Source organism: Maribacter taeanensis (assembly GCF_047345145.1).
GTDB lineage: Bacteria > Bacteroidota > Bacteroidia > Flavobacteriales > Flavobacteriaceae > Maribacter_C.
The window spans coordinates 988887-1014802 of sequence record NZ_JBLFER010000001.1 but is presented as its reverse complement, the minus strand read 5'-3'; the positions used below and the strand labels follow the sequence as shown (position 1 = coordinate 1014802).

At 36.2% G+C, this 25916-nt stretch carries 28 protein-coding genes; 19 read left to right on the top strand and 9 right to left on the bottom strand.

Annotated features, from left to right (window positions below):
• Nucleotides 1-10: 10 nt before the first annotated feature.
• Nucleotides 11-1555: a S41 family peptidase gene (locus ACKWCD_RS04535; protein WP_413982745.1), complete on the bottom strand. Its 1545-nt coding sequence runs from the start codon at nucleotides 1553-1555 to the stop codon at nucleotides 11-13.
• Between the two features lie 288 nt (nucleotides 1556-1843).
• On the opposite strand from ACKWCD_RS04535, the gene ACKWCD_RS04530 reads away from it, so the two are divergent.
• The 6 genes from ACKWCD_RS04530 to ACKWCD_RS04505 all read left to right on the top strand — a co-directional run bounded on the left by ACKWCD_RS04530 (nucleotide 1844) and on the right by ACKWCD_RS04505 (nucleotide 5623).
• The gene (locus ACKWCD_RS04530; protein ID WP_413982744.1) at nucleotides 1844-2353 is read left to right on the top strand and encodes an RNA polymerase sigma factor; all 510 of its coding nucleotides are present in this window, start codon (nucleotides 1844-1846) and stop codon (nucleotides 2351-2353) included.
• A complete protein-coding gene (locus tag ACKWCD_RS04525) occupies nucleotides 2340-2792 on the top strand; it encodes a hypothetical protein (protein WP_413982743.1) in 453 nt (150 codons plus the stop codon). The genes ACKWCD_RS04530 and ACKWCD_RS04525 overlap by 14 nt, the downstream gene beginning before the upstream one ends.
• Nucleotides 2793-2820: 28 nt before the next feature.
• The gene (locus ACKWCD_RS04520; RefSeq protein ID WP_413982742.1) at nucleotides 2821-3366 is read left to right on the top strand and encodes a DUF4252 domain-containing protein; all 546 of its coding nucleotides are present in this window, start codon (nucleotides 2821-2823) and stop codon (nucleotides 3364-3366) included.
• A gap of 138 nt (nucleotides 3367-3504) precedes the next feature.
• Nucleotides 3505-4056, top strand: coding sequence for a DUF4252 domain-containing protein (locus ACKWCD_RS04515; RefSeq protein WP_413982741.1), 552 nt, complete (start codon nucleotides 3505-3507; stop codon nucleotides 4054-4056).
• 90 nt (nucleotides 4057-4146) lie between these two features.
• Nucleotides 4147-4686, top strand: coding sequence for a DUF4252 domain-containing protein (locus tag ACKWCD_RS04510; RefSeq protein WP_413982740.1), 540 nt, complete (start codon nucleotides 4147-4149; stop codon nucleotides 4684-4686).
• 133 nt (nucleotides 4687-4819) lie between these two features.
• On the top strand, nucleotides 4820-5623 hold the full coding sequence (locus ACKWCD_RS04505) for a mechanosensitive ion channel family protein (RefSeq protein WP_413982739.1): 804 nt from the start codon (nucleotides 4820-4822) through the stop codon (nucleotides 5621-5623).
• 71 nt (nucleotides 5624-5694) lie between these two features.
• On the opposite strand, the gene purB is transcribed toward ACKWCD_RS04505, so the two are convergent.
• Both purB and ACKWCD_RS04495 read right to left on the bottom strand, forming a co-directional pair.
• Nucleotides 5695-7038: an adenylosuccinate lyase gene (gene purB / locus ACKWCD_RS04500; RefSeq protein ID WP_413982738.1), complete on the bottom strand. Its 1344-nt coding sequence runs from the start codon at nucleotides 7036-7038 to the stop codon at nucleotides 5695-5697.
• Nucleotides 7039-7147: 109 nt separating this feature from the next.
• Nucleotides 7148-7711, bottom strand: coding sequence for an adenylosuccinate lyase (locus ACKWCD_RS04495; protein WP_413982737.1), 564 nt, complete (start codon nucleotides 7709-7711; stop codon nucleotides 7148-7150).
• 36 nt (nucleotides 7712-7747) lie between these two features.
• On the opposite strand from ACKWCD_RS04495, the gene ACKWCD_RS04490 reads away from it, so the two are divergent.
• Complete coding sequence (locus ACKWCD_RS04490) at nucleotides 7748-8221, top strand: heme-binding domain-containing protein (protein ID WP_413982736.1); 474 nt, start codon at nucleotides 7748-7750, stop codon at nucleotides 8219-8221.
• Here ACKWCD_RS04490 and ACKWCD_RS04485 read toward each other — a convergent pair.
• Nucleotides 8184-8879, bottom strand: coding sequence for an SIR2 family NAD-dependent protein deacylase (locus ACKWCD_RS04485; RefSeq protein ID WP_413982735.1), 696 nt, complete (start codon nucleotides 8877-8879; stop codon nucleotides 8184-8186). The two genes, ACKWCD_RS04490 and ACKWCD_RS04485, sit on opposite strands and share 38 nt — an antisense overlap.
• A gap of 36 nt (nucleotides 8880-8915) precedes the next feature.
• On the opposite strand from ACKWCD_RS04485, the gene ACKWCD_RS04480 reads away from it, so the two are divergent.
• Genes ACKWCD_RS04480 through ACKWCD_RS04470 form a run of 3 tightly spaced genes read left to right on the top strand, consistent with a single transcriptional unit; the run spans nucleotide 8916 to nucleotide 10515 of the window.
• Nucleotides 8916-9572 (top strand): TrmH family RNA methyltransferase, encoded by a 657-nt coding sequence (locus ACKWCD_RS04480; protein ID WP_413982734.1) that lies wholly within the window; start codon nucleotides 8916-8918, stop codon nucleotides 9570-9572.
• Between the two features lie 44 nt (nucleotides 9573-9616).
• Entirely contained in the window at nucleotides 9617-10144 is a 528-nt protein-coding gene (locus ACKWCD_RS04475) for an SRPBCC family protein (protein ID WP_413982733.1), read from the top strand.
• A gap of 5 nt (nucleotides 10145-10149) precedes the next feature.
• The gene (locus tag ACKWCD_RS04470; protein ID WP_413982732.1) at nucleotides 10150-10515 is read left to right on the top strand and encodes a VOC family protein; all 366 of its coding nucleotides are present in this window, start codon (nucleotides 10150-10152) and stop codon (nucleotides 10513-10515) included.
• Between the two features lie 9 nt (nucleotides 10516-10524).
• Here ACKWCD_RS04470 and ACKWCD_RS04465 read toward each other — a convergent pair whose 3' ends face one another.
• The 4 genes from ACKWCD_RS04465 to ACKWCD_RS04450 form a co-directional block, all read right to left on the bottom strand.
• Entirely contained in the window at nucleotides 10525-12216 is a 1692-nt protein-coding gene (locus tag ACKWCD_RS04465) for an alpha-amylase family glycosyl hydrolase (RefSeq protein ID WP_413982731.1), read from the bottom strand.
• Between the two features lie 139 nt (nucleotides 12217-12355).
• Nucleotides 12356-13144, bottom strand: a complete 789-nt coding sequence (locus ACKWCD_RS04460) for a carboxypeptidase-like regulatory domain-containing protein (protein WP_413982730.1) — start codon at nucleotides 13142-13144, stop codon at nucleotides 12356-12358.
• Between the two features lie 77 nt (nucleotides 13145-13221).
• Nucleotides 13222-15015, bottom strand: a complete 1794-nt coding sequence (locus ACKWCD_RS04455; RefSeq protein ID WP_413982729.1) for a DEAD/DEAH box helicase — start codon at nucleotides 15013-15015, stop codon at nucleotides 13222-13224.
• Nucleotides 15016-15140: 125 nt separating this feature from the next.
• Entirely contained in the window at nucleotides 15141-15725 is a 585-nt protein-coding gene (locus ACKWCD_RS04450; protein ID WP_413982728.1) for a non-canonical purine NTP diphosphatase, read from the bottom strand.
• 67 nt (nucleotides 15726-15792) lie between these two features.
• Here ACKWCD_RS04450 and ACKWCD_RS04445 point away from each other — a divergent pair, with 67 nt between their 5' ends.
• The 5 genes from ACKWCD_RS04445 to serA all read left to right on the top strand — a co-directional run bounded on the left by ACKWCD_RS04445 (nucleotide 15793) and on the right by serA (nucleotide 20538).
• A complete protein-coding gene (locus ACKWCD_RS04445; protein ID WP_413982727.1) occupies nucleotides 15793-16245 on the top strand; it encodes a methyltransferase family protein in 453 nt (150 codons plus the stop codon).
• A gap of 112 nt (nucleotides 16246-16357) precedes the next feature.
• A complete protein-coding gene (locus ACKWCD_RS04440) occupies nucleotides 16358-16969 on the top strand; it encodes a SatD family protein (RefSeq protein WP_413982726.1) in 612 nt (203 codons plus the stop codon).
• Nucleotides 16966-17664, top strand: a complete 699-nt coding sequence (locus ACKWCD_RS04435) for a DUF3307 domain-containing protein (RefSeq protein WP_413982725.1) — start codon at nucleotides 16966-16968, stop codon at nucleotides 17662-17664. The genes ACKWCD_RS04440 and ACKWCD_RS04435 overlap by 4 nt, the downstream gene beginning before the upstream one ends.
• A gap of 14 nt (nucleotides 17665-17678) precedes the next feature.
• On the top strand, nucleotides 17679-18458 hold the full coding sequence (locus ACKWCD_RS04430) for an alpha/beta fold hydrolase (RefSeq protein WP_413982724.1): 780 nt from the start codon (nucleotides 17679-17681) through the stop codon (nucleotides 18456-18458).
• A 187-nt stretch (nucleotides 18459-18645) separates the two neighbouring features.
• Nucleotides 18646-20538, top strand: coding sequence for a phosphoglycerate dehydrogenase (gene serA, locus ACKWCD_RS04425; protein ID WP_413982723.1), 1893 nt, complete (start codon nucleotides 18646-18648; stop codon nucleotides 20536-20538).
• 93 nt (nucleotides 20539-20631) lie between these two features.
• On the opposite strand, the gene rlmH is transcribed toward serA, so the two are convergent.
• Nucleotides 20632-21105: a 23S rRNA (pseudouridine(1915)-N(3))-methyltransferase RlmH gene (rlmH, locus tag ACKWCD_RS04420; protein ID WP_413982722.1), complete on the bottom strand. Its 474-nt coding sequence runs from the start codon at nucleotides 21103-21105 to the stop codon at nucleotides 20632-20634.
• A gap of 70 nt (nucleotides 21106-21175) precedes the next feature.
• Here rlmH and nadC point away from each other — a divergent pair, with 70 nt between their 5' ends.
• Genes nadC through priA form a run of 4 tightly spaced genes read left to right on the top strand, consistent with a single transcriptional unit; the run spans nucleotide 21176 to nucleotide 25909 of the window.
• The gene (gene nadC / locus ACKWCD_RS04415) at nucleotides 21176-22033 is read left to right on the top strand and encodes a carboxylating nicotinate-nucleotide diphosphorylase (RefSeq protein WP_413982721.1); all 858 of its coding nucleotides are present in this window, start codon (nucleotides 21176-21178) and stop codon (nucleotides 22031-22033) included.
• A complete protein-coding gene (locus ACKWCD_RS04410; protein WP_413982720.1) occupies nucleotides 22034-23002 on the top strand; it encodes a YihY/virulence factor BrkB family protein in 969 nt (322 codons plus the stop codon). It begins immediately after the preceding gene.
• Nucleotides 22999-23439: a DUF2147 domain-containing protein gene (locus ACKWCD_RS04405; protein ID WP_413982719.1), complete on the top strand. Its 441-nt coding sequence runs from the start codon at nucleotides 22999-23001 to the stop codon at nucleotides 23437-23439. Before ACKWCD_RS04410 ends, ACKWCD_RS04405 begins: the two co-directional genes overlap by 4 nt.
• Nucleotides 23440-23452: 13 nt before the next feature.
• Nucleotides 23453-25909 carry a replication restart helicase PriA gene (gene priA, locus ACKWCD_RS04400; protein WP_413982718.1) on the top strand — a complete coding sequence of 819 codons (2457 nt, stop codon included), beginning with the start codon at nucleotides 23453-23455 and terminating at the stop codon, nucleotides 25907-25909.
• Nucleotides 25910-25916: the final 7 nt, after the last annotated feature.

Below are 25916 nucleotides of genomic sequence, written 5' to 3'. Positions count from 1 at the left end.
TTAACTTGGTCTATTTTCTATTTGGCATGAAAACAGGGTCAGCCAAATCATTCATGAGTATAGCGTTATTTAAAGGGTTAAATTCTTCCGAACTAGAAAAAGTTTCAATGGGATAGATGGGTTCAAAATTGCTTTTTGAGACGGTTCCATCAATCACAGCAAGGGTCAATGCTAATAAAGGTTCTCTTAAATCACCTAAAATTCCCAAATTACCTAAATCTTCACGCAATTGGTGCTCAGGTGTAAACCCCGAAGTATAATCAGAAAACCCATCAGCGTTTTCAACCCTGCCACATAAGGGTGTAAGTGCCCATTGATTTTCTGGGTTAACATTAGGTGTGCTAGTGTTTGTTAAAACAATATTTCCGTCTAAATCATCAATAAAAGTAAGTGAAAATTCGTTTTTGCCTACAGTTTTGTCACCTACCTGAATAATTTTAACATAGGGTTCTAACCCATTAATGATTAATTCGCTAGCCGATGCAGTAGAACCACTTGTTATTACATAAAGTTGTGTTAGATTAAGCTCATTTATTACCGAACCATCAATAGTTTTGTCGGTGAAATTAGTTTCTAAATTTTCCGTACTTACTAGTGGCTGAATTTTGCTGTTCCATCTATTTCTCACAAACAACTCATCCGTTTTTGTGCCATAGATTGAACTTGCTAGCTGAAGTGCAGAAGTCAGTCGGCCTCCACCATTATACCTTAAATCTAAAATAAGTTCATTTATTCCAGCAGTTTTCAATTCTCCAATAGCATTATTCAAATCTTCATCATAAGCAGCCGCAAAGGAGTTGTACATTAAATAACCAATTTTGTTTCCACCCCGTTCAATTACTTGATTAAGTTGAATTGGGTTTTCTCCAAAATTTTCTTCTTTGGTCAAAGATACCTCTTGACCCGTATTTTCAATAAAACCATTATCTAGTCTAGCCAAATTCAAAATGTAGGTGTCAGCATCACCAAACAAAAGCTCTCTATAATTATCTTGGGTAAGATCAACCCCATTCACTCCAGTAAAAAAATCACCTCTTTTAATATCTTTACCAGCGGCATCTGAATCAGGTAAGACATATCGAACAAGACCAAATAAGTTGTTCGTGCCTGTAATCGTACCTAAGCCAAATTTAAGACCATTACTTTTTGAAACTCCTTGAAGATTCTGCAAAAGCGTATTGTAATCATCAGTTAGCCGACTAAATCTATCGGTAGCTGCTTCATCACCTACTATATTTTTATGTTCAAAGCATAGGTTATAAAAGAAATCAGCTGGGTCATCAGCCCCTTGAGCTAAAAATTCTACATAGGATGGGTCTTCATCTAATGATGTAAATTTGTCATCCGCTAAGTCAGCTACATCTTCTTGCCAAAAGTAGTTGATGTTCATAATTTGCCATATAAAATCTTGAGTACGATAATCAGCACGTGTTTTTACTACAGGGGTTTCTTCCTGTTCCTCCTCTGCAATTTCAGTAGGAACATCATTATCATTTTTTTTACAGCTAGTAACAATTAACCCAAAGGCTAACAATAGGAGGAGATACTTTTTCATTTTCTTTTTTTTAGTAGTTTTCTTATTTAAATCAATAGGGTAATAAAAATATAAAGTGTAGCAATATTAATCTACTCGATTAACAATTCATTCGGCAAAAACCCTACCATATCTGAATATGAGTCAGTTTTAATAATAACTTCTTTAAGTTCAATAATTGGCATTTAATTATTGTGCCCTAAAATAGGGACATTGCGAAGAATAAAAAATTAATTGTAACAAAAATCGTTATACTTCGTCTTGCTTATATAAACAGATAAAACAGCTTGCAAAGCAATACCAACTAAAATGCAGCAGTCAGAATTTTTAAATGTAGTAATGCCTTTTAAGGATAAGCTCTTTAGACTAGCAAAACGCTTGCTGGTCTCAACGGAGGAAGCTGAGGATGCTACGCAAGAAATTTTAATCAAACTTTGGAATAAGAATACCTCATTCGAGAAGTATAAAAGTGTTGAGGCTTTTGCAATGACGATGACAAAAAATTTCTGTTTAGATAGATTGAAATCTAAACAAGCTGGAAATCTAAAGTTAGTGCACAGCAACTACCAAGAAAAGGGAAGCCTTTTACAAAAACAGATTGAAGCAAAAGACAGCGTCAGTTGGGTAGAACGGATAATGGAAGAGTTGCCTGAACAACAAAAAATGGTTTTGCAATTACGAGATGTAGAAGAGTATGATTTTGATGAGATTGCAGAAATGTTAGATATGCAACCTACCGCAGTTCGGGTAGCATTATCAAGAGCAAGAAAAACAGTAAGAGAAAAATTGACACAAAAACATAGTTATGGAATCGGATAACATCAAAGAATTAGTAGAAAAGTATTTTGAAGCAACTACCACGGTTGTCGAAGAAGAAACGCTTCGAGCTTATTTCTCAAAAGGAAGTGTTACTCCTGAGTTAGAGCAGTATGTACCCATGTTTCAATATTTTTCTAATGCTAAAGAAGAAAAATTCACCAAACAAGTCCCTTTAGATACTATCGCTAACGTTACTAAAAAACGATTCAATTTTAAATGGCTATCCGTCGCAGCAGTAGGACTTCTCATGTTTGGCATCTATTTTGGTAATGGTTACTTCGAAAATCAACGTGAACAGCAAAGACAAGCAGAGATGGCTTATCACGAAACAAAGAAGGCATTAAATCTTTTAGCAGAGAATTTTAATCGCGGCACCGAAAAAGTTGCTTACCTGAATCAATTTGAAGAAACAAAACAAAAAATTTATAATGAAAAGTAAAATCCCTCAAATAATTAAAAACAACAAAATGAAAAAGTATTTAGTAATAACAGTATTGGCTTTATTGCCATTTACAGGATTTTCACAGAGTATTTTCGACAAGTACGAAGATTTAGATGATGTGAGTGCCGTAGTAGTAAACAAAAGCATGTTTAATCTTTTAGCGAAGATGGATGTCGATATTGATGATCCGGAAGCGCAAGATTATATGGATATGGCTCAGAGCCTAAGTGGTCTTAAAGTTTTCATTACCGAAAATCCAAAGATTTCGGCAGATATGAAAGGCGAGGTCACGAAGTATCTAAAATCTTCTAAGATGGAAGAGTTAATGCGTGTAAAAGATAAAGATGCCAATGTCAAGTTCTATATCAGAAATGGTAAAGATGAAGACCATGTAAGTGAATTGTTAATGTTCGTTACAGGTATGAAGAATGTAGATGTTGAGGTGAATGGTAGAAAGTTCGAAACCGTTTTATTATCCTTAACGGGAGATATCGATTTGAATAAAATCGGTGCTCTTACCAAGAAAATGAACCTTCCAGAAGAATTGAATAAAGCTGGGAAGAAAAATTAGTAATCAGTGAACAGCTGCAGTTAGCAGTATATAATTATCATCAATCAATGTATGCCGAACTCATTTCGGTATCTAATTAAATCTTAATCAGACCCTGAAACCCCCGAAGCATCGGGGCAGGACAAAAACAAAACAGTCATGAGAAAACTTAGTTTAGTAGTAGCAATTGCAATTTTACCTTTATTCGGATTTTCACAGTCTATCTTCGATAAGTATGAGGATATGGATAATGTAGGTACCGTAGTAGTCAACAAAGGAATGATAGACTTGGTCAGCAAAATCGGAAGTATGACAGATGATGAAGAGGCGCGAGAATTTGCCGAGGTGGCCAAAGGTATTAATGGAATCAAAGTCTTTATAACAGAAGATAAAGGTGTTTCTTCAAGTATGGCATCCACAGTCAAAAAATACTTGAAATCATCTTCGATGGAAGAGCTGATGCGGGTTAAAGACAAAGACGTCAACGTAAAGTTTTACATCAAAAGTGGTAAGGATGAAGATCATGTAAGAGAATTGTTGATGTTTGTATCCGGCATGAAAAATATGGATGTCGATGTAAACGGTAGAAAATTTGAAACTGTTTTAGTTTCGATGACCGGAGATATTGACCTGAACAAAATCGGTGCAATTACAAACAAAATGAACTTGCCCGACGATTTGAAGAAAGCTGAAAGAAATAGTAGAAACTAAAATAGGTTTGCAGTGGGAAGTTGCAGTTGGCAGTTTTTAATCTGCTTACTGCAACTTTGCAACTGCTTACTAATTAAATGTAGAATTAAGATGAAAAATAGTATCCGATTATTAGTTTTGAGCTTAGTAGTAACAATGGTTAGTTGTTCTTCTACGCAAAGCCTTCAAGAATATTATGTTGACAATTCGGAGAATCCGAATTTTTTGTCATTTGATGTGCCAGTTAGTTTGCTGAACCTTGAAGAGGTGGAATTATCTGCTATGGAAAAAGAAGCGATATCCTCTTTAAAAAAACTAGATATTCTAGCGTTTAAGAAGACCACTGAGAATGCTTTAGAATATACCGCTGAGAAAACAAACGTAAAGGCAATATTGAAAAACCCTGACTTTACGGAGCTTATGAAAATGAACACGCCTTATGGAAAGGCTACTGTAAAGTACCTAGGAGATGAAGATGCAATAGACGAGGTTATTATCTATGGAGATAGTAAGGAGAAGGGATTTGCTCTAATTCGCGTGTTAGGTAATGAGATGAACCCTGCGAATATGATGCAATTGCTTCAAGCTATTCAAAAATCAGATTATAAGGGCGAAGGACTCGAAAAGTTAGAAGGGCTTCTCAAAGGATAAATCTCACAATCCAAATTATATCAACCGCTAAGGAATTTTCTTTAGCGGTTTTTTGTTTCTATACTCTTTAATCATTCCTTATATTCGGACTTGTCTTAAAAACACTGTTCATTAACCAAAAAGGAAATTAACTATGGAAAATTTATCAATGGAAACTATCATCGGGTATGTTGAAACTTATGGCTTACCCCTAATAAAAGCGATTGCAATTTTTGTGATTGGTTCATGGCTCATTAGCAAATTAATGAAGGTCTTGAGCAAAGTAATGACCGCTAAAGATTATGATATTTCTTTGCAAAAATTTTTAGTGAATCTAGTTTCTTGGGCGCTAAAGATTTTCTTAATTATCACTGTTATTTCAACCTTAGGAGTTGAGACAACGAGTTTAGCGGCGCTAATTGCTGCTGCAGGTTTAGCCGTTGGTCTGGCACTACAAGGTTCTCTAGCTAACTTCGCTGGAGGTGTGTTACTAATTATATTTAAACCCTACAAAATTGGAGATTTAGTTGAAGCGCAAGGAGTTTTGGGTGTAGTTAAGGAGATTGAAATTTTCACTACGCAACTGACTACTCCAGATAGCAAATTGGCAATTATTCCAAACGGAGCAATGGCCAACGGAAATATTATCAATTATACCGCTGAAGGTAAAATGCGAGTGGATACCACTATTGGCGTGGGTTATGATGAAGACATTAAGAAGACCAAGGAAGTTTTGTTAGAAGTTTTAACATCTAATCCTAAAGTGTTGAATGACCCTGCACCATCTGTAAATGTTTCTGAGTTGGCAGATAGTTCGGTAAACTTCGCCGTGCGTCCTTTTTGTAAACCAGAAGATTATTGGGATGTGTATTTCGGAACTCTGGAAGGCTGTAAAATAGCTTTAGATAAGGCAGGAATCGAAATTCCATATCCACACGAAGTACAGATTAATAAGTAGATATAAGTATATATCATACAAAAGGGCATCTCAGTTTAACTTGAGACGCCCTTTTCATAAGTAAGTCTTTGCTAAATACCGGTGTAATTACTCGGCGTTATTACTTTAAGCTCTGCTTTAATTTCTTCGGATATCTCAAGAGTATCTATAAAGTCCGCAATGGAGGCTTGATTAATTTTTGCATTAGTACGTGTCAAACCTTTCAAAGCTTCATACGGATTCGGATACCCTTCTCTTCTTAGGATAGTTTGGATAGCCTCGGCAACAACAGCCCAGTTGTTTTCTAAGTCTTGCTCGAACTTTTCTTTGTTTAAAAGGAGTTTGTTCAATCCTTTTAAAGTGGATTGAAAAGCAATCATGGTATGCGCAAAAGGTACGCCTACATTTCGTAGAACAGTGCTATCAGTCAAATCACGTTGCAATCTAGAAACGGGAAGCTTTGCAGATAAATGCTCAAAAATAGCATTTGCAAGCCCAAGGTTTCCCTCTGAGTTTTCAAAATCAATCGGATTTACTTTGTGGGGCATCGCAGAAGACCCAACTTCACCTTTTTTAATTTTTTGCTTGAAATAATCCATTGAGACATAGGTCCAGAAATCACGGTCTAAATCTAGAATTATCGTATTGATGCGCTTCAACGTATCAAAAAGAGCTGCCATGTGATCGTAATGCTCAATTTGCGTTGTAGGGAAGGAGTGATGCAATCCCAGTTTTTCTTGCACAAATTGTTGCCCGAAAGCTTTCCAATCTATAGTAGGATAGGCAACTTTATGGGCGTTATAATTTCCGGTAGCACCACCAAATTTAGCTGCACTAGGAATATCATTTAGTAAATTGAACTGTTCTTTTAAACGTTGCACATAAACATCAATTTCCTTTCCCAAGCGGGTAGGGGAAGCCGGTTGCCCATGAGTTCTAGCCAGCATGGAAATGTCCGCCCATTCCGAAACTAATTCTTTTAATTTTTCTAGCATTTGAAAATATGCGGGAACATAAACTTCGTTCATTGCTTCCTTTAAAGAAAGGGGAATGGCCGTATTGTTAATGTCTTGAGAAGTCAATCCGAAATGAATGAATTCCTTGAAAGAAGCTAATCCTAAAGCGTTAAATTTTTCTTTGATAAAATATTCTACTGCTTTTACATCATGATTCGTGACTTTTTCAATGTCTTTTATTACCTGTGCATCTGCAGAATCAAAACTCTGATAGATTTCGCGAAGTGATTCAAATTTAGAAACATCAAAAGCCTCAAGTTGAGGCAAGGGAATCTCACAAAGAGCGATAAAATATTCAATCTCTACCCTGACCCGATATTTGATTAAAGCTTCCTCTGAAAAGAAGGGAGCTAAATTTTCTACTTTGCTTCGGTAACGTCCATCAATAGGAGAAATAGCGTTCAATGGGTCTAGTGACATCTTATGCGGAATTGGTTATTTTTTGAAAGATGCAAAGATAAGGATTAAAAAAAGCTAAGATTCAAAAACCCAGTTTAACCTTATAAAAATATTTTGTCCTAACTGCTAATTAAACCTTTATCTTTTTCAAGGTTATTCTCGCTCTTGCTTTATATGCTGCACTGCCAAAGGCATAATTCTGCTCTAGAATCATTTTGAGTTCAGGGTGAATCCAATCAAATTTTCTGCCTAGCAGCAATAAACAAGTCATAGAATAAGCCTGCGTAGCGACTTTGTGATCTCCGATGAGCCAATCAAAACAAGCGCTTGTGATTTCTTCGAGATGTACTTCCTTTAGGGCTTTTCTAACTTTATCATCTTTTTTTTGAAAATAGCCAGTTATTAAATACTCGCATATTTTAGCCATAGGTCGTACAGATGAATCTAACCTAAGTAAACTGATTGCTTTTGTAAATTGATTCATGTGGGGAAATAAATAAGGAAGGTTCTCCTTAGCTGTAAATTCCATTACCCAACATGCTTTTGATGAGATAGGGTTTTTATCTTCAAAGGCTATTTCGAGCAGAGGTTTCACCAAATGTGTATTTTTAGATATGAGCATAGCCATTTCCATTCGCTTTTCTCGCGAATGATTAACACAGTTCAATGCTTCAAGCAATTGTGCTTTATTCATAAAAATTGTACTTTAGACATCCCTCAAATTTTGAATATGAAAATAGTAAAAAAAGTAGCGCTTGCTCTTTTGCTTGTCTTTATTGCGATGCAATTTTATAGACCCGAAAAAAATCAAGCTCAAGGTGAACATACTGCAAAATTCTTAACCGAAACTAACCCTCCTTCTGATATCAGAGCCATTTTAAAACAGACCTGTTATGATTGTCATAGCAACAATACAGAATATCCGTGGTATAACAATGTAGCACCAATTTCATATTGGTTATCAGACCATATCAAGGATGGTAAAAAACATCTTAATTTTTCGGATTGGGAGACCTATAATATAAAGAAAAAAGACCATAAACTTGAGGAACTCGCTGAAGAAGTGGAAGGAAGAGAAATGCCATTAAAAGAATATACTTGGACTCATCAAGAGGCCAAATTGACTGATGAGCAGCGAAAGGCAATAGTCGCATGGGTTCAACAAACTAGGGCTTTGTATCAATTAAATCAGCAACCAAAGTAGGCACTCCCTTTACCGCAGTTTCTTCGAGAATACTTAGGTTCTTGTACTGCAAGGTATTTACACTTGGTTTTGGGTCAACGAAATAAATAGGAGTTTTTGGGGAAACAAAATTGATAAGGCTTGCCGCTGGATATACTTGCATTGAGGTTCCGATTATTATTAGAATATCTGCTGTCTCAGTAATCTTGATAGCTTCATCAAGTAAAGGAACTTGCTCTCCAAACCAAACGATATGTGGTCGCAACTGATGGCCATTCGAACAAGTATCACCTAGGTTTAAGTCTTTTTTCCATCTCAACACTTCATTTTCATTTTTTGTACTTCGCACTTTTAGAAGTTCTCCATGCAAATGAAGTACTTGTGAGCTTCCGGCGCGTTCATGTAAATCATCTACATTCTGAGTAACAATACGAACATCAAAATGTTCTTCAAGTTTTACTAGAGATTGATGTCCGGGATTTGGGTCTACTTCGAATAGCTGTTTTCGCCTCTGGTTATAAAAATCCAATACTAGTTCTGGATTCTTTGCAAAGCCTTGCGGGGAAGCTACCTCCATAACATCGTGTCCTTCCCATAACCCACCTGCATCACGAAAGGTGTTGATACCACTTTCCGCACTAACTCCTGCACCAGTAAGTACTACTATTTTTTTCTTCATTTGTTTAAAAATAGCCATTTTGATTATATTCGAAAGATGATTGACCAGCAACTTTTGATCTACCTAGAGGATTTTATTTCTGAGGAGCGCAAAGAGCGATTTTTAGAGGTTCTTGAGGAGCGTACAAAATATATTACCGTTGCTATCGAAGATGTATATCAAAAGCATAATACTAGTGCGGTCATACGAAGTTGTGAAGTTTTCGGAATTCAGGAAGCCCATGTAATTGAAAACAAAAATGCAAAAGTATTGGATAAGGAAATTGCCATGGGTGCCGAAAAATGGGTTGATGTGTACAGTTATCCCGATTCTGATAAGTGCATCGAAAAACTACGAAAACAGGGTTATAAAATAATAGCGACTACACCGCATACTAAAGATTGTCTATTACCTGATTTTGAAATTGATGGAAAGACTGCCTTGTTTTTCGGTACAGAAAAAGATGGACTCAGTGAAACCGTTTTGAATGAAGCAGATGGTTATCTTAAAATTGGAATGCATGGTTTTACAGAGAGTTTGAATATTTCTGTTTCGGCTGCCATCATATTACAAGATTTAGTTACGAAGTTGAGAAATACCAATCTAGACTGGGGTTTGACTTCTGATGAAAAACTGGAAAAGCGTTTGGATTGGACCAAAAAAAGTATCAAAAGCATCGATGATATTTTAACACGGTACAAAGCATCTGAATAATTTTTTTTACTACATTTAAGGACAACCAATCAATTGATAAACAAATGTATACACTACTTTACATCCTAGCGGGGATAGTTTTTCTTGTACTTATTTTATCCCTCATTGCTCCTAAAACGTATAATGTTTCGCGGTCTGTTGAGATAGCTAAACCCAAAAGGGAAGTTTTTAATTACTTACGGTCCTTAAAAAACATGGATGAATGGTCACCTTGGGCCAAAAAAGACCCTAACATGGAAAAGAAATTTACCGGAACCGATGGTGAAGTGGGTTGCGTTAGCTATTGGAATGGTAATAAAGATGTTGGGGAAGGTGAACAGGAAATCAAAAAAATTTTAGATGGTGAGCGTATAGATTCAGAATTACGCTTTTTAAAACCGTTTAAATCAACGTCAGATTGCTACATGAAAGTTGAAGATACTGGAGTTAGCAGCACTAAAGTGACTTGGGGTTTTTCTGGGAATAATAAATTTCCCATGAACATAATTTCTTTATTTAAAAGTATGGATGCGATGGTAGGGCCTGATTTTGAAGAAGGAATGGCTAGCCTTAAAGAAGTTTTAGAAAAATAATATTTATGGTAGGATGGTTTGAGATTCCGGTAAATGATATGAATCGGGCAAAAGCTTTTTACGAATCGGTTTTTAATATAACTATTAGCGTTCATGAATTTGGCGCTTTACAAATGGGATGGTTTCCCAACGACCCCGAAAAATCAGGTGCCACAGGTTCTTTGGTACGACATGAAATGTACAAACCAAGTTTGACTGATGGTCCGTTGCTTTATTTTTCATGCAAAGATGTAGATACGGAATTGAGTAGGGTAGCAGGAGCCAGTGGGGAAGTCATACAACCCAAAACCCAAATTGGGGAAGGACACGGTTTTATGGCCTTAATAAAAGATACGGAAGGCAATCGAATAGCCTTGCACTCTCAAGCATAAATCAATGAACTATTCAACCAGTTCTAGGAGCGCAATGTTATAATCGTTTTCAAGAATGACTTTTCCTTTTTTAACGATCACTTCTGTTTCAGAATAAGTGTCATAGAGTTTGGTTCCATCTCCAAAAAATCCTTTTACCCAAAGTGACTTTTTTCCTTTTGGTAAATCTAATCCCACCACAACTTTATCTTTGAAGTCATCCTTAGCATAAGTTCTACTGAATACATAAGGCTTTTTGCCTAATTGCTTATGCTTTCCAGCACCTATAGCGGGATGATTATTTCTGAACTTACCCAACTTTCGCCAGTGGGTTAGAATAGTTTTAGTGCTATCTATATTTTCAATATCATCCCAATTCATATACGAACGTAGGGTGGCATCACCTTCTGTACCTTCTATAGTCAAATCACGGGCACTTTCATCACCGTAATAAATTTGTGATGTTCCAGGTGTTAATAACAGTACATTGGCAGTTTTAATAGATTTTGTCCTGTCCTTGTCAAAAGGTTGCCCATCATCATGAGATGTTAGATAGTTAACAAAACCTTTTCCCTTAAATTCACTGTTTAATAGCGAATTGTATTTTTTAAAAATAGTTTCATAATCGTTTTTAGCATCATATTTTAATTCGAAATTGATCAAACCATTAAATCCATAATCAAAGTAATCTACTTTCTTATCACCAAAATCAAATTCCCTTCCACTAGAGATTCCGTAGTTGTAAACCTCTCCCACCATATAAAAAGGAGTGTCATCTAAAACTTTGTCTGAATTTTTCTTTTTCCATGTCTCAAAAGCATATGAAGCCTCTTTATATAATTCTGCCCAAGCTTTTTCATCAGCATGTTTCACCGTATCTACGCGATAACCATCAATACCTAAATCTTTTACATAATCTGTGAGCCACTTTATGATGTACGCCCTTGGACTTCTTGAATATCCTGTGCGTTCAAAGAAGACGGCTAATTCATCCAATTCATTGCTTAATCTTCCTTCAGCTTTCCATTTTGCTAATAAAGCATCTGGGAGCTCCACAGCATCATCTGATTCGGTTAGAATATCAGGTAAATTATCTACAAGCGTGCAGCTTGTTGTGTTTTCGTAAGTGCTAAATTGACAAGTGGGGTCAGTTCGAACCCATTCAGTTGGCCAAACTGGGTCTTCATCTGTAACTGGCCCCGTATGGTTTAAGACGACGTCCATCAGAACACGAATGCCCTTTGAATGCGCAGTCTTTACCATAGTTTCTAGATCTTCTTTAGTTCCAAAATTAGGATCTAAGGCCGTCCAATCTTTTGCCCAATACCCATGATACCCATAAGTATTTCCTGTGCTTTCATCAGTGTCACCATGAATTTGTTCTACTACAGGAGTAAACCATATGGCATTTACGCCGAGTTCGGTAAAATAACCCTCATTGATCTTTTCTGTGATTCCGGCAATATCTCCGCCCATAAAACCGCGTAAGACTCCTGTTGGATTAGTTCGATTTAAAGTGGTATCATTCTTTATATTACCATTGTGAAATCTATCTGTCAGTAAAAAGTAAATATTGGCTCCCTCCCAAACAAAAGGCACTTGTTTCTTGGGTTCTTTGATGATTTCCTTCTTTGCGATATCCTCTTTTATTGGGGCTTTTTGTTGTTCCTTACAGGAAAGTAGAAGTGATAAAACGGTAATGACTAACAGCCCTTTCTTCATTTGAATCTATTTTCTTTAAAGCTATAAAATGAAGTCGTAATTTGGAAATTTATTTCTGAAGAAGTTTGTTAGTTCCGAAGTGCTGATAATCAGAGTAATTGACAAAAACAACAACAAGATGGGTATTCTATTAAGAATTTTATTTGCTCTTTTTGTTTCTATTTAAGACTTTGTAGTCTTCGTAACAGCCACTTATTGCATCAAGAATTTGAAGGTCATTTGCGGTTTTGATGAACGATTTTGAATAACTACAATTGGTTAGAATATCGTCAATATCCATTTTTTCCAGTTGCAATAATTCTGTGAGTGTTTCTCGATCAAATTTAGATGCCAAAAGGTTTCGAATCTCATCATCCTCTTTTACTTGTCTTAACTTGCGCATTTGCGCAGGTTTCTTTCCAAAGAGATTCCGTAATAAATCTGCAGGATTAAGAATTGCCCCAAGTACTTTGGTCACAGCGCTTGGGTTTTTATTACCTGCTTCATATCCGACTGAAAGTCCAGAAATGCTATATTGATATCCACTATTAATGGGTAAATTTTTAACATCAATCTCAAGATAGCCTGTTAATTGATAGGGTCTTACTATAACTTCTTCAAGGGCATATGCTAGTTCAGTTAGTGCCACTTTGGTATCTTCAAACTTGAACATGTCATTTGTAACTCGAATCTTTTGCGATTTATAACCTAAGAAAGAAAAATAGAGGGTATCGTTAACCGTCGCAGTAATTGAAAATTCTCCTTTTTTGTTAGTAATAGTTCCTATTACTTGATTTAAGTTTACCACGTGCACACTTTCCATAGCATCATCCGTTTGCGCATTGACGACCACGGCTTTGAACTCACGGGTTTCGTTATTTTTCTCATCCTCTTGCGAGAATCCGAAGAAACCAAAAAATAAAATAAGAAGGAGTAGGTTTTTCTGCATTAATCTAAAATCCAATTTTAAAGATACTAAACAAAACAAAAAAATACGCCGAAGCGTATTTTTTAATATACAATTAACTAAAAGAAGTCATTTTTTTTGCGCTTACTTCTTCTGTTTCCAGAATTTTCACTCTTACCGTAGCTACGGTCTCTTTTCTTGCTTCTGTCTCGGCCGCTTCCACTGCTATTACGATCTCTGCGACCGCCGCCGCTTCGGCTCCCTCTATTGCGATCTCTTCGACCACCGCCGCCACCTGGGTTTTTTGAAACTTCAACATTAACGAACCTTCCTTCAACTTTAAGATCTGTGAAAGTGGCTAAAATCTTCTCAGTAACTTCAGCATCTGTATTAAAGAAAGAAAAACTATCCTTTACATCAACCTTAAAGACATCATCTTTACCTAAACCAACTGTTTCTCTCAGAAAATCCTTCAAAGACATCCAATCATAACCGTCTTTTTCTCCGACATTTATAAAGTAACGAACGGAGCCTGAACTCGGTGCATCACCTCCTCGGCGATCTCTATCTCTTCCACGATCTCCTGAATCGGGGGAGTTTAAATCTCTAGTTTTGTTGTAATAGTTATAAAAACGAGAAAACTCTACAGAAACTATTTTTTTAATCAATTCTTCGCGATCAACATCCTTTAAGACATCATTGATAGCTGGTAGATAATTTTCAACATCATCATTAATTTCTGTATCCTTAATCTTATTGGCTAAGTGATACAACTGAATCTCGCATATTTCCATTCCTGTTGGAATCTTTTTGGAAATGAACTTCTGTTGAATCTTATTTTCTATTGATTTTATTTTACGCATTTCACTGCGTGTAACGATAACCATAGAAATACCTGATTTACCCGCTCTTCCTGTACGACCACTTCGGTGCGTATAGGTTTCAATCTCATCAGGAAGTTGATAGTTTATTACATGCGTAATATCATCTACATCAATTCCACGAGCTGCTACATCGGTAGCAACTAGCATTTGAATCTGCTTCTTGCGGAAAGAGTTCATTACCAAATCTCTTTGGTTTTGACTTAAATCTCCGTGTAGTGCTCCAGCGCTATATCCGTCTTCAATTAGCTTTTCGGCTACTTTTTGGGTGTCACGTTTTGTTCTGCAAAAGATTACTGAAAATATATCAGGATTTGTATCTGCTAATCGCTTCAATGCAGGGTAACGATCTCTACCACCAACTACATAAAACTCATGTTGAACGTTTGAAGTGCCTGCATTCTTAGTTCCAACAGTAATTTCTTGCGGACTATGCATGAACTTTTTGGCGATTTGAGAAACCTCTTTGGGCATGGTTGCAGAAAATAACCATGTAGATTTATCTTCAGGAGTGTTGGATAAAATATCTTTAATATCCTCGAAAAAGCCCATGTTCAACATTTCATCAGCCTCGTCTAAGACACAATAATCGATTTTTGAAATATCAACCAAACGACGATTGATCATATCTTTCATACGACCGGGGGTAGCAACAATAATCTGTGCACCTCGCTTGATTTGACGTGCTTGGTCAGTAATACTAGCACCACCATAGATGGCTACAGTACTTATATTTTTCTCATACTTGGAATACAGTTTGAGTTCATTGGTAATCTGCAGACAAAGCTCACGAGTAGGAGAGAGGATCAATCCTTGTGTAGTTCTACTATTACTGTCTATTTTTTGAATTATTGGAAAACCAAAAGCTGCCGTCTTTCCGGTGCCAGTTTGGGCGAGTGCGACCAAATCGGTTTCAGTTTCTAATAAAATTGGAATTGCTTTTTCTTGTACTTCCGAGGGATTTTCAAATCCCAAATCGGCAATAGCATCTAATAGGGACTTATCAAGCCCTAGTGCTTCAAATTTTGTCATAATATGTTTTACGTTAATCGCAAATATGTCTGTTGCATAGAGCGATTATCGATATAACCTATTAGACTCGGCGCAACACATGCTATACTAGCGGCATTAATTGAAGCGGCAAAGATACTTTAATTTTATTTATATGGATGTTCTTTTAGAAATGTCACTAATTGTCGGATGGCTTTGCCTCTGTGACTGATTTTATTCTTTATCTCTAAAGGAAGTTCTGCAAAGGTTTTATTGTAGCCCTCAGGTTGAAATATAGGATCATAACCAAATCCCTTTTGTCCACTTTTGGTCTCAATAATTTCTCCTTTTGCAATACCAGTGAAGCAGATGTGGAGATCTTTTAAATTTAAAGCAATGACCGTTTCAAAACGAGCTGAACGTGAGTTTTTGCCTTCTAATTCAGATAGCAGTTTATTCATATTGTCATTGGCGTTTTTCTGTTCACCGGCATAACGTGCAGAATAGACTCCAGGAGCTCCGTTTAAGACATCTACAAGCAACCCGGTATCATCTGCAAAACAGGGCAGACTGTAGTTTTTTGTCACAAAATCTGCTTTGATTTGAGCATTGCCTTCTAAAGTTTCGGCAGTTTCTGGTATTTCATCATGACAACCAATATCAGTAAGTGATACTAGCTTTATAGAAGGGGGAAGCAGTACTTTTACTTCATTAAACTTATTTTGGTTGTGAGTTGCAAAAACTAGTTTCATGTATTTTAAGTTCAGAGTGTAAAACTGAGTTCAAAAGTAGTAATTTTAGGAGCTATAAATATTTTCTATGCAACTGAAAGTACCGCCTGTTCTAGTTTTTATTGTCTTTGGAGGGTTGATGTATGTATTAGCACGATTTCTTCCAGTAGGTTATTTTGATTTCTTTGGAAGAAGGTATCTGATGTACGTTTTATTTGTGATTGCTGGAACAATTGGTATTATTTCACTGCTTCAGTTTTTTAAATCTAAAACTACAGTTGATCCAACTAGGCCTTCAAAAGCTTCAAAATTAGTCACTTCGGGAATTTATCAATTCTCTAGAAACCCTATGTATTTGGGACTTTTATTAATGCTTCTCGCTTGGGGATTGTGGCTAGGCAATGCTTTCAATGTACTGCTAGCAGCTGGTTTTGTTGCTTATATGAATACTTTTCAAATAGCTCCAGAAGAGGATATGTTATCAAAATTATTTGGCAAAGAATACAAACAATACTGCACTTTAGTTCGTAGATGGTTTTAAAATATAAGCGAATTCGCTTATAATATCTATTTATAAGTTAATTAGCTTATATTTATTAATTATTATCGAATTAGCTAATATATTCATATATTAGCGTTTTAGCTTATATTTTATGATAGCAATTATTACAGGAGATATTATTAATTCAGAAGAACATAAGGCTTCTGAATGGATTGATATACTTAAAAAACAACTCTCAAAATGGGGTGAAACTCCCGTAAAATGGGAAATTTATAGAGGTGATGAATTTCAACTCAAAGTAGCTCCTAAGAAAGCATTATGGGCGGCTTTACAAATAAAAGCAGCGATCAAGTCCGTTAAAGATTTAGATGTTCGAATGGCAATTGGTGTAGGTTCCGAGAATTTTCAGAGCTCCAGCGTAAGCGAATCTAATGGTACAGCATACCAACGTTCAGGACGCACTTTTGAGACTTTGAAAGAAGAAAAATTGAACCTTGCTATCGCTACCGGAAATAGGAAGGAAGATCAAAGTCTCAACTTAATGATAAGGCTTGCTTTAGATTTTATGGATGAATGGACGTCTGTTTCTGCAGAAATCATTGCTATAGCACTGGCAAATCCAAAATTGTCACAACAAGAAATTGCAAAACAATTGCATGTTCAACAATCGGCGATAAGCCAAAGGCAGAAAAGAGCAAATTTAGATTTGGTATTAAAATTATTAGAATATTATCCCCAAACTGTTAAAAGAATGAAACCATGATCTTGTTCACAAAACTGTTTTTAGCACACTTAATTGGTGATTTCTTATTGCAACCCAATAAATGGGTACTTCATAAAGAAGAAAAAAAGGCGAAATCAAAGTACCTCTATTTTCATGTATTGATTCATGCAGCGGCCACCTTACTATTGCTTTGGGATTTCAGCTACTGGAAAATCGTATTAGTTATTTTAGTATCTCATTATATCATTGATTTGCTCAAACTCCATGTAAACCGATTCTTCGAGAATAAGAGCATTCCTTTTTTTATAGATCAGGTACTTCATATCATAGTTTTGTATTGCTGCGCCTACTTTGATAATTTATGGGTACATACACAAGAATTATTAACGTTATTAGATTGGAACTTGGTAACCGCAGTTGTATTTGTAACCTTTCCTGCTGCGATTATCATGAGTAAGCTATTGGAAAAGATGTCTGATCAACTAGAAATGGATCATGAGTCTCTGCCAAACGCAGGGAAGTATATTGGCATTATTGAGCGCCTATTTGTATTGGCATTTATAATTCTCGATCAGTGGGGCGCTATCGGTCTTTTGATTACTGCAAAGTCTGTTTTCCGTTTTAATGATTTAAAGGAAAGTAATAGTCGAAAGTTAACGGAATATATTTTGATTGGTACCTTAATTAGTTTTGGAATCGCTATAATTACTGGAATTATTTATACTTCCTTATAAACCCCAAATACCCTATGAAAATTAAGTTGATAGCAATTTTTTTATTTTTTTACATTTTTTCAAGTTCTGCCCAAACCAAATACTTCAACTCTTTTGATGATACTAAAATTGCCTATACCGACGAAGGGGAAGGAAAACCCATATTGCTAATTCACGGCTTTATCAACACCCGAAAATCTTGGGATAATACTGTTCTAAAAAAAGATTTATTAGATAAAGGATATCGGGTTATTGTGCCCGATCTTCGTGGAAATGGCGATTCTGACAAGCCTCATGAAGACGACGCATACTCTCAAGACGCAGAAGTAATTGATTTGATGTTTCTTATGGTTGAATTAAAAATTAGCAAATATTGGGCGATTGGTTATTCCAGAGGAAGTATTCTCTTAGCAAAGTTATTGACTAAAGATCGCCGTGTAAAAAAAGCGGTTTTAGGAGGAATGGGTGTTGATTTCACGAATCCGAATTGGCATAGAAGGGCCATTTTTAGAGATGCTTTCGACGGAAAAATGACCGAAAAAACCAAAGGAGCTGTGGAATATGCCAAATCCATAGGAGCTGATTTAAAATGTTTGCATTTGCAACAAAAACATCAATCAGTTACTACCAAGCGACAACTTCAAGTCATTAAGGCAAAAGTTTTAGTTGTAGCAGGTGATGAAGATAAAGACAATGGCGATCCGGCTGCGCTTTCTAGGGCTATTCCAAAGAGTAAACTTAAGATCATTCCTGGAGACCATAATGGTACTTATAAAACTGAAGCTTTTTCTAAGGCTATTATTTCATTTTTGTAATAATCTTCCAAGCAGATTCTATACATTTTCAATTGCGAAATTGATAAATTTTCATATCTAAAAAAACGGAATCTACAATAACAAGAAGTCAATTGGTTACTCGGATAACTTTTAATAACATTCCTCGAAATCCATCGGAATAAATTTTTACTTTTAGGCCTTTGTTTAAGCAAAGTATTTTAAATAAATGATTGACGTGGCGAGAAAGTACGTTTTCGATTTTGATAGCACATTAACTAGGGTAGAGGCATTAGATGTCTTGGCCGAAATGACGCTGCAAGGAAAATCGAATCGTGAAGAAATAATTGAAGAGATACAGAAGATCACCAATCTAGGAATTGATGGGGATATTTCCTTTACAGAATCTTTAGAAAGACGTATCAAATTGTTGAACGCTAACAAAAGCGATTTAGATGGTTTAGTTGCTGAACTACGTCAGAAAATTTCAAAATCCATAGAATCAAATAAAGAATTCTTTGAAAAATTCTCAGATGATATTTATGTAATTTCCTGCGGATTCAAAGAGTTTATAGACCCTATAGTAGAAGAGTATAATATCCCTTCAGACCGCGTTTATGCCAATACGTTTGAATTCGATGAAGACGGAAATATAGTCGGATTTGATGAAGAAAACCCACTTTCACAACACAACGGAAAAATAGAATGCCTAAAGCAAATGGATTTGGATGGAGAAGTCCAGGTGATTGGCGACGGATACAGTGATTATGTGATGCGAGAAGCAGGTATAGCAGATAAATTTTTCGCTTACACTGAGAATGTACATCGAGATAAGGCGGCTAACAATGCTGATCATGTAACTCCTAATTTAGATGAGTTTTTGTTCGTAAATGATTTGCCTCGTAACATTTCCTATCCAAAAAACAGAATTAAGATTTTGTTATTGGAAAATGTGCATCCTGATGCTTTCGATAATCTTTCAGAAGATGGTTTTTCCGTAGAACTTGTGAAACACAGTCTCTCTGAAGAAGAATTGATTAAAAAAATAAAAGGAGTTCATGTTTTAGGAATCCGTTCAAAAACACAAGTCACTAAAAAAGTACTTGAAGCAGCAAATAAATTATTGGTTGTCGGAGCTTTTTGTATTGGTACCACTCAGATAGATCTAGATAACTGTAAAAGAAAAGGTGTTGCTGTTTTCAATGCGCCATATAGTAACACACGCTCGGTGGTTGAGTTGGCTATCGGTGAGATTATTATGTTGATGCGAAGTGTTTTTCCGAGAAGTACGGAGATTCATAATGGGCAATGGCAAAAAACGGCTGCAGGTTCGCGAGAAGTTCGCGGAAAAAATTTGGGTATTGTTGGATATGGAAATATTGGCAAACAGCTTTCCGTTTTGGCTGAAGCCATAGGAATGCGTGTTTATTATTATGATATTGATGACAAATTAGCTTTAGGAAATGCTATAAAATGCAATACACTTGAAGATTTGTTAAACGTTTCTGATGTGGTAACACTACATATTGACGATAATAAGGCAAACAAAAACTTTATTGGCGAACGTGAAATCAATCAGATGAGAGATGGTGCCATTTTCGTTAACCTAGCCAGAGGTTTCGTTGTTGATATTCAAGCTTTGGCTTCTGCTTTAAAATCTGGTAAATTATCTGGTGCTGCTATTGACGTGTATCCTGAAGAACCAAGAAGTAATGGAGAGTTTTATACCGAATTGCAAGGCCTGAACAATGTAATATTAACGCCGCATGTAGGTGGAAGTACGGAGGAAGCGCAACGTAATATTGCGGATTTCGTTCCCAATAAAATCATGGATTATGTGAATTCGGGTAGCACAGTTGATGCGGTTAACTTCCCAAATATTCGACTTCCAAAACAAAACAAAGCGCATCGTTTTCTGCATATCCATAAGAACGTCCCGGGGATTATGGCAAAAATAAATGAGGTGTTAGCCAAATACGAAATGAACATTTCCGGACAATATCTTTCTACGGATAATGAAGTCGGTTATGTGATTACCGATTTGGACAAGGAATACAACAAAGACGTTATCAAAGCGCTTAAGAAGATTGAAAACACGATTAAGTTTAGAGTGCTGTATTAGAAAATGATCTATTGTCATTCCCGCGCCTGTGCTGAACTCGTTTCAGTAAAGGCGGGAATCTTTTGAATTTGATTTTTGAATATGCGTTTGTCTTTATCTATGATGATAAGGCTCATTCCGTAAAATCGTAAAACCTCTGTATATCTGCTCCACAATAAACAAGCGTACCATTTGATGTGAAAATGTCATTTTTGAAAGGCTGATTTTTCCTTGAGCTTTTTGATATACAAAATCGCTGAATCCGTAAGGGCCGCCGATTGCAAAAACCAATTGCTTAATTCCGGAATTCATTTTCTTTTGGAGATAGTTTGAAAAATCTACTGAGGAATATTGTTTTCCATTCTCATCCAATATAACCAGCACATCGGTTGCATTTAACTTTTTAAGAATTAGTTCACCCTCCTTTTCTTTTTGTTGGGCTTCCGAAAGGTTCTTCGCATTTTTTATATCAGGAATGATTTCCAATTCAAACTTTATGTAATGCTTTAGTCTGTCTTGATATAGTGATATCAGTTGCTGAAGTTCTTTATTATCCGTTTTGCCAATAGCTAGAAGTCGAATTGTCATTTATCAAAGTTAGTTGAATTTCTTAATTGACTTTTGTTTTTCTTAAATTAGCCGAAAGCAAGACTAATACATGATTACAGAAGAACAATTCCAAAAAGAAGTTGATTTAATTATTGCCAATGCCATTCGTGAAGATGTCGGTGATGGAGACCATAGTTCTTTATCATGTATTCCTGAGGCAGCTTCTGGCAAAGCAAAACTTTTGGTAAAAGATGATGGAATTATCGCTGGAATTGATTTTGCAAAACAAGTATTTGCCTATGTAGACTCGAAGATGGAGATTGAAATTTTAATTGCAGATGGGGCGCCCGTAAAATACGGCGATATCGCTTTTTATGTTACTGGAAGCTCTCAAAGTATTCTAAAAGCAGAGCGATTAGTATTAAATGCAATGCAACGAATGAGTGCTATTGCTACCAAAACAAAATCGTTTGTTGAATTACTGGAAGGAACAAACACTAAAATTCTAGATACAAGAAAGACCACTCCAGGTTTGCGAGCTTTAGAAAAATGGGCTGTTAAAATTGGAGGAGGCGAAAACCATCGCTTTGCCCTATATGATATGATTATGCTGAAAGACAATCATATTGATTTCGCGGGTGGAATTACAAAAGCCATTGACAAAACCAAGTCTTATTTGAAAGAAACCGGTCGAGACTTAAAAATTATCGTGGAAGCTAGAAGTTTAGAGGAGATTAAAGAAATTCTGAAGTCCGATGGTGTTTATCGGATTCTGATTGATAACTTCAACTATGCAGATACGAGAACAGCAGTGGAGTTGATTGGTGATAAATGCTTGACAGAGTCCTCTGGTGGCATCAACGAAAAAACCATCCGTAAGTATGCTGAATGTGGTGTAGATTATATTTCTTCAGGAGCATTAACACATTCCGTTTACAATATGGACCTTAGCCTTAAAGCAGTTTAGATGTCCGCAGAGATTGAGGAACGCATCGCTAAAATTCCTGTCATTAATTGGCTGGCTGCTTTGCTAAAAAAGATTAAACTGCCAGCGTTTGAAGGACTTTCAGCGTATGACCTTATTGAGATGTATATTTTGGGAATTGTTGAAGGGGCATTATCTACTCGAGCAAGTTCAATTGCGTTTAGTTTATTTCTGGCCTTATTTCCGCTTTTGATTTTTATGGTCACTTTGGTACCTTTTATTTTAGATACATTCAATATAGAGAGTACAAATTTTGAAACTGAATTCCCATTATTCCTAGAGTCCTTTTTACCTTCTGCAACAGGAGATTATTTTGAAGGGATTTACCAACAAATTAAAGACCAAAAGCGCGGTGGTTTGTTATCATCATCTTTTGTACTCTCGATTTTTTTGATGGCAAACGGAGTTAATGCAATTTTTGGAGGTTTCGAGACTTCGTATCACGTGAAATTGACACGTAATTTTTTCAAGCAGTACGGTTATGCATTAATGGTTGGTTTGATTCTTTCTATTTTGATAATCGTTGGTTTTGTAGCCTTTATTTATTTTCAAGTCTATGTGTTGGGTTATTTGACAGAATTTGCAGCTAATACAGGAGGTTATGTTCTCGAGGAAGGTGAAATATTGGGCGTGCAAATAGGGAAGATTCTCTTTTTTATGATTCTGTCTTATTTTACAACTGCTATTTTATATTACTTTGGGACACGTGAAGGAAAACAGGCAAAATTTTTCTCTGCCGGCGCATTGATGACAGCCTTATTGTTTTTATTGACTTCTTATCTTTTTGGAGTTTATGTTGAAAAGTTTGCCCGCTACAACGAATTATATGGGGCTTTAGGGGGATTATTAATTTTAATGGTCTATATCTGGTTAAATTCGAATATATTGCTCCTTGGTTTTGAATTGAACGCGACCTTGAACCAACTAAGAAAAAATATCAGAAATAGATGAAAAAGTTGTCCCAAAAAATTACATTAATACTATTGTTTCTCTCGGTTGGGTTCATGAATGCGCAAAGTGTGTTCGGAACATGGAAAACCATTGATGACCGAACCGGCAAGCCGAAAGGTCTAATTGAGATTTATGAGAAGGATGGAATGATGTTTGGTAAAATTTTAAAAGTTCTTGAGGAAGGTAGAGAAGATGTACTTTGTGTTAAATGCGATGGAGATATGAAAGATAAGCCGGTGGTAGGAATGCATATCATCAAAAAAGGCGAAAAGAACGATGATGACGAGTGGAAAGGGAAGTATCTTTTTGACCCTGAGCAAGCGATGACTTTTCGTTTTAAAATTTGGCTGAATCCTGAAAATTCAGATGAGTTGAAAGTGCGAGGCTATTTGGCCTTTATTTATAGAACCCAAACTTGGGTTAGAGCAGAAGGATAGGAGGTGAGTAACTATGCAAAACTTCATCAATGTAATTTTACCGATTCCTTTAGAGAAGTTATTCACCTATAAGGTAACTCCAGAACAAGCGACTTTTTTACAACCTGGAATGCGGGTTGCGGTCCCTTTTGGGAAATCAAAGATTTACACGGCACTCGTTCATAGTTTACACAATATGGCTCCTGAAGTTTATGAAGCCAAGGAAATTCATCAAATTTTAGATGAAAGGCCTATTGTAAATGAAATCCAGTTGCAACACTGGCAGTGGATTGCCGATTACTACATGTGCACGGTTGGAGAGGTTTTCAGAAGTGCCCTGCCAAGTGCTTTCTTATTGGAAAGTGAAACTTTGATTCTAAAGAACGAAAAAGCTGAAGTTGACGAAGGTGCTTTGAAAGATGACGAATTCTTGATTTTTGAAGCCTTGCAACATCAATCTATCCTGAAGGTTCATGAAGTGGCCGCTATTGTTGATAGAAAAAATGTGCTACCAATTTTAAATCGATTAATCGAAAAGAATGTCATCCTTCTAAAGGAAGAAATATATGAGCAGTATAAACCTAAATTGGTACGTTATGTCAAATTGGGAACTAATTATCAATCCGAAGAAAACTTAGAACTTTTATTAGAATCTCTGACACGTGCACCCAAACAAAGTCAAGTGATTTTATCCTTATTCCAACTGCAAGCCACTGTGAAGAAACCGATTAAAGTTTCTGATTTAGAGGTAGCTAGCGGTGGTTCAAGAGCTGTAATTAAAACCTTGATTGATAAGGATATACTTGAAGAATATCATATCCGACGAGATCGCGTTGAATATGATGGGAATATTGATAGTGCTGATCTGAAATCCTTAAATGAATATCAAGAAATTGCTTTAGTTGATATTCAAGCGGCCTTTAAAGAAAATAAAACCACGCTTTTACAAGGGGTAACATCTTCAGGTAAAACAGAAGTATACGTAAAGCTCATTGAAGATTGTATTCAGACGGGAAGTCAGGCTTTGTATTTGCTTCCAGAAATTGCACTTACGACACAACTCATTGGAAGGTTGCAAGAGTACTTCGGAGAAAAAGTTTCTGTATATCATTCCAAATATAGTGTTCAAGAACGTGTAGAAGTCTGGAATAACATCGTAGTGCAAAAACCAAAAGCACAGATTGTAATTGGAGCACGTTCATCGTTGTTCTTGCCCTTTTCGAATTTAGGATTAATCATCGTGGATGAGGAACATGAAGGGTCTTTCAAACAGTTTGACCCGGCTCCGAGATATCATGCACGAGATGCAGCAATTGTTTTGGCAAAACTTCACAAATCAAATATCCTCTTAGGTTCGGCTACACCGAGTATAGAAACTTTTAACAATGCGAGAACTGGAAAATACGGGTATGCAAAAATTACTCGACGTTATGGGAATGTTTTAATGCCTAAAATGGAAATTGTCGATATCAAAGAGCAATCAAGAAAACGACGTATGAAAGGGCATTTTTCGGAACGTTTGTTAGAAGAAATCACAGAAACTCTTGAAGCGGGAGAACAAGTAATTTTATTTCAAAATCGAAGGGGCTATGCGCCAATAGTGGAATGCACGACCTGCGGACATTCACCACAATGTCCCAATTGTGATGTGAGTTTGACCTATCATCAGTATAAAAAGCAATTGCGCTGTCATTACTGTAGTCACCTTATGGCTTTGCAAGAGAGTTGTCAAGCTTGTGGCAGTAGTACTTTGGATACTAAAGGATTTGGAACCGAACAAGTAGAGCAAGAACTTCATGAGTTATTCCCAAAAGCCAAAGTTGGGCGCATGGATTTAGATACAACACGCGGGAAATATGGCTACGAACGAATCATTACAGCCTTCGAACAACAAGAACTCGATATTTTAGTGGGAACTCAAATGCTGACCAAGGGGTTGGATTTTAGAAATGTGAATCTAGTTGGCATTATGAATGCGGATTCCCTACTAAACTTTCCTGATTATAGAGCACATGAACGGAGTTTTCAATTATTGACGCAAGTAGCAGGTAGAGCAGGCCGGACCAAGAAAAGGGGGAAGGTAATCATCCAAAGTTATAACCCGTATCATCAGATTTTAAAACAGGTTTCTACTAACGATTATGATGAAATGTTCAAAGAACAGCTTTATGAACGGGAGCAGTATAAATATCCACCGGCAAATCGCATTATCAAAATAACCTTTAAGCACAAGGAGTATAATAAACTGAATGAAGCAGCGGAGTGGTTTTCAAAAGGATTACGGAATGCTTTTAGTGGGAATGTTCTAGGTCCTGAGTTCCCGCCGGTGGCGCGAATTCGAAACCAATATTTGAAACATGTTTTGATAAAAATCGATTCAAAACAATCTGTAAGTCAGGTAAAACTTAATATAAAACGGATTGAGAAATCATTTAATGCGATTGCATTTTATAGAAGTGTAAGAGTAATTTATAATGTAGATCACATCTAAAAGCAAA